Origin of the sequence: Pedobacter sp. (assembly GCF_040513095.1) — a bacterium.
Classification (GTDB): Bacteria; Bacteroidota; Bacteroidia; order Sphingobacteriales; family Sphingobacteriaceae; genus Pedobacter.
On sequence record NZ_JBEVDX010000001.1, the window covers coordinates 1 to 11,888 of the forward strand.

The following is an 11,888-nucleotide window of genomic DNA, read 5'->3' on the forward strand; positions in this document are numbered from 1 at the left end:
TCTGCCCTTGTTTTTCTATTGTCCATTGGGTAATTCCGCGGGTTTCTACGATTGTAACCACATTTGATTGAAGCTGATCATCCATTGACACTACATAGCCTTTTCTCGTCAGTGCCTTCCTTGTCCAGAACGCGGCAGCACCCTCAGCTCTGAGTGTCAATGTTTCTTTACCGGTATCATGAACAGGGAAAGTACCCGTGGCCGTATCAAATGAGATCCCGTCCTTATCAAAAGCCCGCTGGAAAGAGCCGTCCAGGACCAATTCTTCCGGCAGACCTGCGGCTAAATGACCTGTACTGTCCATCAGCCAGATCTGATCAGCTACCTGTAATGCCAGGTCCAACTCATGCGTGGAGATCAGTATAGCCTTGTGGTTTTCCTTAGCCAGTTTATGTAAGAGCCGCATCAGCTGGATACGGCTGGGCAGGTCCAGATGTGCTGTAGGCTCATCCAGGATAATCAGTGGTGTATCCTGGGCCATTGCCCGGGCCAGCATCACCTTCTGGCATTCGCCATCACTCAGGCTGTCTATTTTACGGCTCAGAAAATCAGAAGTGCCGGTTACCTGAACTGCATGCGCTATCGCAGCTTTGTCTGCCCCGCTCAGGATGCCCAGCCAGCCGGAATATGGATACCTTCCCAAAGCGATCACCGTATACACATCCAGATTTCCGTTACGCACACTATCGGTGAGCACCAGACTGATCTGCCGCGCCAGTTCTTCAGGTTTCAGCTGCGCCATGTTCTTTTCGCTGAGCCTGACTGTACCGGATACCGGATTTTGTAAACCTGCCACCGTGCGGAGCAAAGTTGATTTGCCGCAGCCGTTTGGTCCAAGCACACAAATCATCTCCCCCGGATACAGGGACAAATTCAATGGTCCTGCAATGGTCTTCGACTGATTACTTCGGGTATGGTAACCGATGGTCAGGTCTGTAGTTTGTAAGATTGGCTGTCCCATCAGAATCCTCTTAGTTTACGTGGCCCCGCAATAATCCAGATCACCACCGGCGAGCCTATTAAAGCTGTAATTACGTTAATTGGTAAAACTATCTGACTTCCGGGAAGTTGTGCCACAATATCACATACCAGCATCAGAACGGTACCTACCAGACAGCAAGCCGGAATTAGTATGCGGTGACTTGAAGTATTGAACAAGGCCCTGGCAAGATGAGGAACTGCAATACCGATAAAACCTATCGGGCCGCAAAAGGCAGTAATTCCACCGGCTAAAATGCTTGTGCTGATGACAATGAATAACCGGGCCCGCTTAACTGTCAGCCCCATACTGCGGGCATAATTATCTCCGAGCAATAATGCATCGAGCATCTTGGAGGAAAAAAAGGAGATCAGCAGGCCGGCAGTTACAACCACAGTGAGGAGGAACAGCTGGTTGCCCGTTACCCCTCCCAGCGAGCCAAACGTCCAGATCAGGTAATCCTTGATGAGCTCCGGGGAACTGAAATATTGCCAGATGCTGATCAGTGAAAGCGTGATATTTCCGATCATCACGCCAACGATCAGTACAATCACATTATCTTTCAGCGAAGAAGAGATTGTAACAATCACCAGCATGATCAGGGCGGCGCCTGAAGATGAAGCAATAATCACTAACCAGCTACCGGAAATCCCCAGTTCACGGATGGTGTACAGACTGGTGAGGCTTCCCAGGGAAAACATCACCAGGGCTACGCCTAAGCTTGCCCCGGCAGTAATTCCCAGCACTGAGGGACCAGCCAGCGGGTTACGGAAAAGGGTTTGCATCTGCAGTCCGCTGACAGACAGTCCGCAGCCAACAATGATAGCCGTCAATGCCTTTGGCAGCCTGATCTTTTCTATGATATAGATCCAGCTTTCATTGCCGGCATCTGTTGTAAATAGAATCCTGACCACTTCCTTTACAGGAATATGGACGGAGCCCAGTGCCACATCAAGCAGGAAAGCTGTCACGAAAAGTGTCAGCAATACCAGAATTTTTATCTTATTCAATGCAGTAAAATTTGTATAAAATATTTATTTATCAGATTTTAGATCACTCATAATGAATAACCTTACAGGGTTTAACTATTCTTAATAATGAAGTGGCCCTGCAGTATCAGTTTAACTGTTTATAGTAGAAGAGCTGATGCCCTGGCAACAGTTCTGGATGCAGGATCTTAATGAGGTCGGCCAGGATCAGATGCGGACTCACCGCACCCGATTCCCAGTAGTCGTTAGCCCCCAGGTCATTCAGCCTCTTATTAAAATTGAAAACTTTTCCGGTTTTAAAAGGCCTGAAATCGGCATAGCGCGCATCAATAGCCCGGATATCTTTTTTAGAATCCACATAACCTGCATTCAGCCAGAAATCAGCTTTCAGTGCTTCAGGAGCAACAGTTTCAAAGTTCAGCGCCAAACTGCCTTTTCCTTTTATGCTGCTCCATTTGTAATTTGTTCCGGCATCTTTGAAAAACCGGGCCATGTAACTATCCCCATCGGGAACATTCCAAACGCCTTTGTAAGGCATACCGCTAATGACTGAAGGTTTGGTTTTTGCATTCCGGCCAATTTGCGCCAGCCGCTTGTATTCCTTCTCTATCGCATTGAATTTTCTGCTTACAGGCTCTTCCTTATTGGTCAGCGCGGCCATTACCTTTACCCATTCTGCGCGACCGAGCGGAGTTGTTTCCAGCCATTCTGAATTAAGCATTACAGATACACCGGCGTTCGTAAGTGTTTCATATTTGCTGAATCTAGCGTCAGGATTGCCCATCACAATCACCAGACCGGGCTTCATACTGATCAGCATTTCATCATTCATTGTTCCGTCAACACCTACATCCTTTACTTTACCGGCAGCAATGTTTTTTCTTACCACAGGCGAGGTTATATATTTGAAGCTGCCCAAACCCACTATTGTGCCGGCCACCCCGGCAAAGTCTGCCTGGGCAACATGAGTGGAAGACATTGCTACTATACTCCTAACAGGGATAGTGATCAGCTGTGCTTTTGTATATCCTTCAGGAGCCTTGGCACCTTTTGCCAGCAATACATACTCTGTGGTATCTGCGGTAGGCCCTATGCCCGAATAAATACTTACGATCTTGTAGCCCTCATAATAATCGATAGCGAAACCTTTGGCATATTTGAGCTCAGCACTGCCGGTTTTTGCGGAATCGTGCTTTTTTGAAGCTGGCGCCTGCCTGCATGAACTTATCAGCAACAGGAAAACCAGCACACAGGAATTTATACCTGTCAGCGGGAGATAGTTTATTTTTCTCATCATAACTGTTTGCCTTTCTTCCGAAAGCGTAAGTAAACGTTTAAAAGGCAGGTCTTCTGACTTCCTCTAACTATCGCCTTCCCCTCTTTGCAGAGAGTGGCATCTCAATAGTTATTTTGTAACGAGGTTTACAGCAGCGGAGACTGTTCTGGATTTACACCAGTATTCCCTATTAAAGTATTCCTTAGAAATACTACCTAATGCTGCAAACCTAAGCGAAATTTTTCAACTCTGATTAAGCAGGGGCGAATTATTTTGCTGTAAAAATATAATTGGGTGTAGAAGAAGGTATTGTATAGCCGGGAAACCTATTATTTGATAGCGTCCAGGATAAACCCGATCCGGGCACTTTCGGATGCTTTTGGCAACTCCGTCAATTTGAAGCCATATCCGGTATAAGTTTCCCTGATTGCCTGGTAGATAGCGGTAGCTTCTTCGAAGCTTTGCCAGCGCTCGGAGTCGTTTACATAAATATCATTCCACGGAGGAAGAATAAAGACCTCTTTTTCATAAGGATGCCGGGATAAGTCTGATAAATATCGCTCAGGTACTGGCCGGTCTGCGAGTTTAAGATAAGCAATTACATCAGGAATGCCCCTGTCAAAAAATGTCATCGCATTTTCCGCACTCTGCTGCCAGGCCCTTTTCATTTCTGCAATCACCTTATCAGAAAAACAGGAAATATCCAGCCAGGGGAGGCAGTCAGAACCTTTTGCTACCTCTGCCTTGATCATTACCCGGGAAATTTCTGCAGAACAGGCATAACCTGCTTTTTCAAGGCCGTCTACCAGTGTGGATTTGCCGGACCCCGGACCACCGGTGATGATATATCTTTTGATAAGCCCCATGCTAAATACTACAATTGAAAAAAGTAGATCGTTATAGATAAGACCATAAGCAAACAGACTCCCTGGTTGATACTGCTCACTACCTTAAATTCTTCATGCCTGATCTCTCTGTCATTGCTGCCAATATAGGGTTTGTCTACCATTATACCATGATAAACGTTGGGGCCGCCAAACCGGACATCCAGTATTCCTGCCAGTGCGGCTTCCGGATAGCCCGCATTCGGGCTTTTGTGCTGGTGTCCATACTTCAGCACAAAACGCCATCCACGCACACTTAGGCTGACCAGCAGCATGAGAATCGCAGTGATGCGTGCAGGAATAAAATTCGCTATATCATCAAGCCGCGCTGCAAACTTACCAAAGTACTCATATCTTTCGCTCCGGTATCCAATCATGGAGTCGAGCGTATTGATCATTTTATAGGTAAGCATGCCCGGCACACCTGCAATGAAATAAAAGAACAATGGTGCTACTACCCCATCACTCAGGTTTTCAGACATCGTTTCAAATACAGCCTTACGGATTTGCTGGGTATCAAGCGCTGAAGTATCACGTCCAACAATCCAGGAAAGACGCTCCCTCCCTGCTTCCAGGCCCTTATACTGTAAAGCATCAAATACCTTTTTCCCTTCGGTGATGAGGCTTTTGTTAGCCAGTCCGTAAAAAATAAATGCTGTAGCAAAAGGAAAATATACCGGTACAGCATATAAAAGCAGGAAGTGCACGATGCTGTAAAAGAACAAATATGTTGTTCCGCACAAGATCAATACCGTCGCCATTCCCTTAAAAAACCGGTACTTCCCTTTATTCAGCTGCTTTTCGGCAAGACTGATGAGGTTGCCATAAAAGCGCACCGGATGTGGCAGGCGTTGTGGATCTCCAAGCACCAGATCGAGCAGGTAGCCTGCCAGCAATGGAATAATGATGATTATATATGTTTCCATTCTGTTAAGGCGTCGATCAGCAGTTGATTTTTTAGGGGAGTTAAGGTAGCAATTCTGATATGCTTTTCAGAGAGGCCTCTGAAGTTCCCAGCATCTCTTATCAGAATATTGAACTTATCCAGCAGGAAACTTTTCAACATGGCACCATTTTGCCACTGTGTTTCTGCAAGGAAAAAATGGGTGTGCCCCGGATAAATCTTTAGTGGCGAAGCTTCCAGTTTTTTGACGAAATCAGCTTTGTGCTGTAATAATTGTTCTAGAGGCAGTTTCAAGCTTTCCAGGCGGTCGAAAATAAAATGCCCCGCTTCCAGAGCCATCGCATTGACTGTCCAGGGTAACTTCTCCGACTTCAGCTTATTGATCAGGAAGGGTGCTGCAACTATGTATCCCAATCGTAATCCAGGTATAGCGTATGCCTTGGTCATGGAACGCATAACCAGCACATTATTGTATTTTGGGACCTGGTCTGTAACGGAAGTAACAGCCAAAGTAAATTCTATAAAAGCTTCATCTACAACAAATAATGTTTGAGGAAATTTTATGATTAGCTCTTCCAGATTGAGAATCACTTTACCTGTAGGATTGTTGGGGTTACAAATAAAAAGGAGATCCGTATTTTCCAGAAAGCCATCTGCCCCGCTACCGCCAATCTGCCCTGCTCCCTGAACGCTGATTTTTTCCTCAAAATCTTCCCAGGCGATAAAAGTAATTTCATGCCCGTGCATGCGGCAGGCATCTTCATATTCTGCAAAGGCGGGGATAATGATCGCAGTTCTTTTATTTTTAAAGGCCTGGGCAATCAGGTAAATACTCTCTGTACTGCCATTGGTCACCAGAATATGATCAGGGGAAAGGTCATAATGAGCTGCGACCTTCCTGCTCAGGCTTTCTGCGATTACTTCCGGGTAACGCGTTACCTTATCCCATTGCGTAAACAAATGTTCCCTGAGGCCTTCAGGTGCTCCGCCATGATACACATTTGTACTGAAATCAGCCTGTAGAGTTTTGCCATGCAAATATCCGTCGTCTCCGTGTCCCTGAAGCATAACCTAAGCTTTTAAATGCTGATAAACTCTTTCAATATCAAGATTTGCCCTTAACAAATCCGCCAGCTTATCATATTGTTGCTCACGGAAGGACTGGTAGTCTGTGCTCTCAACCTTTTCATCGGTATAGGGTGCTACCAGTTCATTGATCACTACAGCATTATCGAGTATCCCGTGAAGGTAAGAACCCCAGCACTTCCCGGAAACATAATATCCGTCAGTCTGCCCGTCAGCCAGTCTGGCTGTAGAGTTAGCTGCACCTTCGGTAGCAATTGATAAATTGAGGTGTTCCTTAAGACCAGATAATTTGGTTTCGCCCATATGGATTTCATATCCTTTGCATTGCTCCGGATAGTCCCTGTAAGTGAAAGTGCATTGACGTGTGGTTTTGTCTGCAAGCAGCACTGTTTGTACGGGTAAAATACCCAGACCTGCGAGCTCTCCCATTGACGATTCTACCTGCAGGGGATCTGAGATCATTTCTCCCATCATCTGATAACCTCCGCAAATGCCAACGACGGTTTTGCCGGCTTTATGCGAATTGACAATGGCAGCAGCCAGTCCGTTATTTTTTAGTTCGATGAGGTCCCCTATTGTGTTTTTGCTTCCCGGCAGGATGATAATATCAGCCTCAGCAATTCCGTTTTCAGTATCTGTATAATATAAATTTAATCTCTGATCTTTATCAAGACGGTCAAAATCCGTGAAATTAGACATTCTGCCCAGCAGTACTACTGCAATGTTCACCTTACCCTTTACTGCATTTCTCCGCTTTTGCTGCAGTGCTACGGCATCTTCCTCTTCAATATGGATATCCCTGAAATAAGGGAGTATCCCAATTACAGGCAGCCCGCAAAGATCCTCGATAATCTTCTTCCCTTCCAGGAATAGGTTGGCATCGCCGCGAAACTTATTGATAATTATACCTTTGATACAGGCTTTTTCTTCCGGCTCCAATAATTGCATGGTGCCATAGAGACTGGCAAATATGCCACCCCTGTCAATATCAGTAATGAGGTAAGTTGCTGCACCTGCGGCAATCGCCATACGCATATTGGTGATGTCTCTTGCTTTGAGATTGAGTTCTGAGATGCTCCCTGCGCCTTCCATCACTATAGGATGATATCGCGAGGCGAGTCTTGCATAGGCCAGCTTAACCTCTTCAAACAAAGCACTGCGGTCGCCCGACATAAAATATTCCTTAGCAGTCTGGTTGCCGATGGATTTACCGTTCAGGATCACCTGCGAAGTTTTATCTGTAGTAGGTTTAAGCAATACAGGATTCATATCTGTATGACATGGGATGCCCGCAGCTTCGGCCTGTACAGCCTGTGCGCGACCGATTTCAAGTCCTTCGGGCGTAGCATAACTGTTGAGCGACATATTTTGCGCTTTGAAAGGCGCGGGCGCATAACCATCCTGCTTAAATATCCGGCAAAATCCCGCTGTAATCACACTTTTCCCTACATCAGATGATGTTCCTACGAACATGACAGGCCTGAGTTTATGTTGCATTTCCATCAACTGCAATTGTACACTTTTATCCCGCAGCTTACAAGGGCATATTCAATTCTATAGAAAAAATTATTTACAGGGAAGCGGGAAACGAAAGACCATGACCATCCTGGCGAAACGGTCATTCCAGCAGTATTCATTGAAGCTGATAGCGATAAAATTAATAATGGGGATCGTACTGATAAACAATATTGTAGGGAACATTTTTCAGGTTAGCGGCCAGCTTGCCAACTGGTAAATCTTCGGTCTCCGGGGTAGCTTCACATACAGAATATATTTTCCCACGGTACCAGATTGGTTCTCCAACAGGTTTGCTGAACGCTACGGCCATGGTGATATGCGTAGGATATAACAAGGCTATCATTGGCAGATTGTAAATCTCTTTTACCAGATAAAAGAAAAGTGCTGCCCGGTCATCACAGTCACTGTAAGTGGAGGACAGGGTTTCTTCGGGAGACATCCGCTTCTCCTTGCCGAAATTCTCCTGATCATTTTCATAGAGAAAAGCGTAGCGTGTAAAGCGCATCAGATAGTCTACCCCTTTCTTCTGATCCATCTTGCCGGTGTTTTTTTTCAGTAATGGGATAAGCGAACTATAGGTTTCTTTGCTGAGGGGAATATTAAAATAGGTTTCAAAGTCGACCCCCGGATAATTGGCAAAAATAGTTTTAACTGCAGTGTTGAGCCTGATATTAAAATGATACTCTTTATGCTCATATGTAAAGTTCAGCTTTCGCTCAGTGTAGTTTTCAGGGCTCACATCCGGCATGCGGGTAACTTTATAGGAAAAAGCATTTCTGGCTTCAGGTATATCAATTTTTACCGGCACAGGAGGATCCTCGTTCAGGTTAGCCTGAGCGTAATCGTGATAGTTGAGGCACATATACTTCCTGTTATCCACATCAAAAAAGGGAATATCAGAAATATCTTCATCGTTATAAACATAGAAGATCATTCTGTGTCCGGAGAGTGCCAGCCTGGCATCATAGCCTGATTTGGCAAGGATAAACCACTTATACAGCGTATAATTGCCATAGTTATTTTCTTTCGGACAAAGCTGCTGGGCCACTTTGCGGATCAGCTGGTAATACAGCCAGTCGTTCAACTGGTATTTTGCTTTATAGGCCAGAAGGGAATCCAGAACCGGCTTGTAATTTGCAGTATTCAGCTTTGTAAATTCCTTTTTCAGCTCTGCAGGAGAAGGATCTTTGGTAAGCTCTGCGGATAATGTGCCATCTGTCACTAAATTGAAGTTGTGACCATAAAAGTCGACAGGCAATTTCTTCTCCTGAGCCTTTACCTGCGGAAAACAAGTACAGAGCAGCAATACGAAAAATAAAACCTTCAACCTGTTCATGATCATTAATCTGGTATATTCAATATACGAAATTCTGCTGATATGCAGATGATTAAACTATCAAATTATATGAGTGACAATACTGTTACCCTACAAGATCAGTAGATTAATTAAGAATCCCTTATCTTCGTACTAATTATAGAGTTAAAAACAATTAAAAATTAAAATATGTTAAAGACGTTCTCACTGTTTAGTGTGCTTGCTCTGCTATCCTGCGGAGCTATAGCCGATCCTGTTCTTAAGAATGGCACCTGGCGTGCTTCTCTGCTCAGAGAAGACGGAAATCATATCATTTTTAATCTGGATGTTCAGCAACAAAAAGGAAAGACCACACTATATGTGGTGAACGGGCTGGAAAAGATGCTCGTAAAGGATGTAACTACTGTTAAAGATTCGATGTTTATTGACATGCCGGTCTTTGAATCTTCATTTAAGCTAAAGATTATATCAAAAGATAGTATTTCCGGAACCTGGATAAAAAGGGGTTCGCTCAAAGATTTGCAGATGCCTTTTACTGCTACCGCAAAACAGCAATACCGATTTGCAGCAGTAAATGGAAATGCAACACAGAATGTGGATGGGAAATGGAAGATCGATTTTCAGAACGGCCATGAGCCGGCTATTGGTAATTTTTCCCAAAAAGGAAATGTAGTCACCGGATCGATACTTACCACCTCCGGAGATTATCGTTTTCTGTCTGGTACTGTAACGGGAGATCTTTTACAACTCTCTACTTTTGATGGTGTACATGCCATGCTTTTTACCGCTAAGGTGAAAGATAAAGAACTGACTGATGCCAAAATGTTCAGCAGTAAAGCACCTGTTCAGGAATGGTCCGCATTGAAAGATCCAGGTGTTCTCCTTCCTTCTGAGACTTTAACTAAACTTAAAGATGGCGAAGATGGCACACTCGATTTCAGCTTTGTTGATCTCGATGGAAAACAGGTATCTATTAAAGATGACCGTTTCAAAGGCAAAGTTGTAGTGATCCAGCTGATGGGTTCATGGTGCCCCAACTGCATGGATGAAACTGCTTTCATGAGTGCCTACTATGATAAAAATAAACAACGCGGCGTTGAGATGATTGGCCTGGCATATGAATATACTACTGATATGGCAAGGTCTAAAGCCAGCCTGAGCAAATTTAAAAAACGATTTGACGTACATTATCCCCTGCTGATAACTCCTGTTACGGTTTCTGACCCGCAGCGTACCGAAAAAACCTTACCTCAGCTGAGCAGCATCAAAGTTTTCCCTACAACACTGATTCTGGACAGAAGTGGCAAAGTAGCTGAAATCACTACAGACTTCTTCGGACCTGGTACCGGGGAATATTACACGAAGTTTAAAGAAGAGTTTGAACGGAAAATGAATAAACTGCTGAAGAACCAGATTTAATTTATTACCCTTTCTATAAAAACAAACCCCGCTTAAGCAATCTGCCTGAGCGGGGTTTATATTTGGAAGACCTGCATGGCAAATCTCTTTGTATGTTTAAATAGCTTGTGCTACAGCAACTTTTAATTGTTTTCTGGTAGAAGCGGTCAGTTCGCGTTTAGCTAGTGCATGGCATTCATAAATTGCATCGCTGAACATCATCTGCTCCGGCGGAGTCTTTTGTGTAGATGCAGAAGGACCTCTCAATGCGCCAACCAGGCCTAATTCCCTTGCTACATAAACGTATCTGATTGCATCAATCACCACCCCTGCTGAGTTTGGTGAATCCTGTACAGAAAGCTGTGCATCAAATACAACTGGTGCTCCCATAAACCCTTCCAGTTCCAGACGGAAGTTTGCCACTTTATTATCACCATAAAAAGCGATGTATTCTGAGGGACCTGCATGTAAGAAACTATCTTCGGTAGAGATGCCTCTGATATCGTTCTGCGCCCTGATTACATTTTCTTTGGAGATCTTTTTTGATTTCAAACGGTTTTTATCTTCCATATTCAGGAAATCTGTATTTCCGCCTACATTCCGCTGAATGTGTGCTTTTACATGATGACCTCTTTCAAAAGCAAGTTCCTGCAGCATTTGCGATACAATGCTTGCACCGAACTGGCTGCGCATATCATCACCAATGATCGGGATACCCGCATCAATAAACCTTTGCTCCCAGACAGGATCTGAAGCGATAAACACCGGGATACAGTTTACCAGGGAGATTCCCAGTTCCAGACAGATCTCAGCATAAAATTCTGTTGCCTGCTGTGACCCAACCGGAAGGTAGTTGATCAGTACCTCTACCTCATGCTCACGTAATTGGGCAATGATTTCTTCGCGTAATGCATGTACCTGGTTTTTATCATAAGACACACCGTCTTTCAGGATATCAGTGTTTTTAAGTTCATCCTTAATAACAAACCTGCTGGCTTCCGGATAGGCAGACATTTGCGGTGATACACCATCGATAACGGGCGACCTGTAGATGGGTGCTTCTGACTCTACATCAGCATATAATACCATAGTACAGTTTGGTTTAGCAAAAATTGCATCCTTTAATGCTGTGCCTATTTTTCTGTCATCCACATCAAATCCACATACAAATTCAATATTTGCTGCTTTGTACCCACCGATATCATCAGCCATTAAACCTGATACTTTATCACTAAATTTTGTATAATATTCTACACCCTGAACGAGCGAGCTTGCGCAATTGCCTACGCCTAAAATTGCAACTCTGATTTTTTTTTCCTGGTTTTGCATTATCGAAATTGGTTGTTCATAATTGTAAGACGGAGCTCTTAAAGACAGAATCCGTCCATCCCTATCCTCACAAAAATAGAAATCAGATTACAATTTCCATCATCGTTGTTAACAATATCGGTAAAATCAGCGCGCGTAAGATTAAATTTTACATTCTGACAACTTTAACATCATAGTCAGAACGTATAGAATTCAGGGTATTGACTTGAA

10 protein-coding genes and 1 riboswitch are annotated in these 11,888 nt (G+C 44.2%); of the genes, 1 reads left to right on the top strand and 9 read right to left on the bottom strand.

What is annotated here, in order from left to right; translation table 11 throughout:
* From ABWY16_RS00005 to ABWY16_RS00040, 8 genes are all read right to left on the bottom strand, one after another.
* Nucleotides 1-961 (bottom strand): ABC transporter ATP-binding protein (locus ABWY16_RS00005; protein WP_353902594.1); only part of this gene is annotated, 961 nt, incomplete at its 3' end.
* Nucleotides 961-1,989 (bottom strand): iron chelate uptake ABC transporter family permease subunit, encoded by a 1,029-nt coding sequence (locus ABWY16_RS00010; RefSeq protein WP_353902595.1) that lies wholly within the window; start codon nucleotides 1,987-1,989, stop codon nucleotides 961-963. The genes ABWY16_RS00005 and ABWY16_RS00010, both read right to left, overlap by 1 nt.
* Nucleotides 1,990-2,095: 106 nt before the next feature.
* Nucleotides 2,096-3,265 carry an ABC transporter substrate-binding protein gene (locus tag ABWY16_RS00015; protein WP_353902596.1) on the bottom strand — a complete coding sequence of 390 codons (1,170 nt, stop codon included), beginning with the start codon at nucleotides 3,263-3,265 and terminating at the stop codon, nucleotides 2,096-2,098.
* Nucleotides 3,266-3,291: 26 nt separating this feature from the next.
* Nucleotides 3,292-3,478: riboswitch (cobalamin riboswitch) on the bottom strand.
* Nucleotides 3,479-3,573: 95 nt separating this feature from the next.
* Nucleotides 3,574-4,110, bottom strand: a complete 537-nt coding sequence (locus tag ABWY16_RS00020; protein ID WP_353902597.1) for an AAA family ATPase — start codon at nucleotides 4,108-4,110, stop codon at nucleotides 3,574-3,576.
* Between the two features lie 8 nt (nucleotides 4,111-4,118).
* Nucleotides 4,119-5,054, bottom strand: a complete 936-nt coding sequence (gene cbiB, locus ABWY16_RS00025; protein WP_353902598.1) for an adenosylcobinamide-phosphate synthase CbiB — start codon at nucleotides 5,052-5,054, stop codon at nucleotides 4,119-4,121.
* Nucleotides 5,039-6,100: a pyridoxal phosphate-dependent aminotransferase gene (locus ABWY16_RS00030; protein ID WP_353902599.1), complete on the bottom strand. Its 1,062-nt coding sequence runs from the start codon at nucleotides 6,098-6,100 to the stop codon at nucleotides 5,039-5,041. The genes cbiB and ABWY16_RS00030 overlap by 16 nt, the downstream gene beginning before the upstream one ends.
* Before the next feature lie 3 nt (nucleotides 6,101-6,103).
* Entirely contained in the window at nucleotides 6,104-7,621 is a 1,518-nt protein-coding gene (locus tag ABWY16_RS00035) for a cobyric acid synthase (protein WP_353902600.1), read from the bottom strand.
* Between the two features lie 154 nt (nucleotides 7,622-7,775).
* Complete coding sequence (locus ABWY16_RS00040) at nucleotides 7,776-8,972, bottom strand: hypothetical protein (RefSeq protein ID WP_353902601.1); 1,197 nt, start codon at nucleotides 8,970-8,972, stop codon at nucleotides 7,776-7,778.
* Between the two features lie 168 nt (nucleotides 8,973-9,140).
* Here ABWY16_RS00040 and ABWY16_RS00045 point away from each other — a divergent pair, with 168 nt between their 5' ends.
* On the top strand, nucleotides 9,141-10,370 hold the full coding sequence (locus ABWY16_RS00045) for a peroxiredoxin family protein (protein ID WP_353902602.1): 1,230 nt from the start codon (nucleotides 9,141-9,143) through the stop codon (nucleotides 10,368-10,370).
* A gap of 96 nt (nucleotides 10,371-10,466) precedes the next feature.
* On the opposite strand, the gene ABWY16_RS00050 is transcribed toward ABWY16_RS00045, so the two are convergent.
* On the bottom strand, nucleotides 10,467-11,678 hold the full coding sequence (locus tag ABWY16_RS00050) for an inositol-3-phosphate synthase (RefSeq protein WP_353902603.1): 1,212 nt from the start codon (nucleotides 11,676-11,678) through the stop codon (nucleotides 10,467-10,469).
* Between the last annotated feature and the right edge of the window lie 210 nt (nucleotides 11,679-11,888).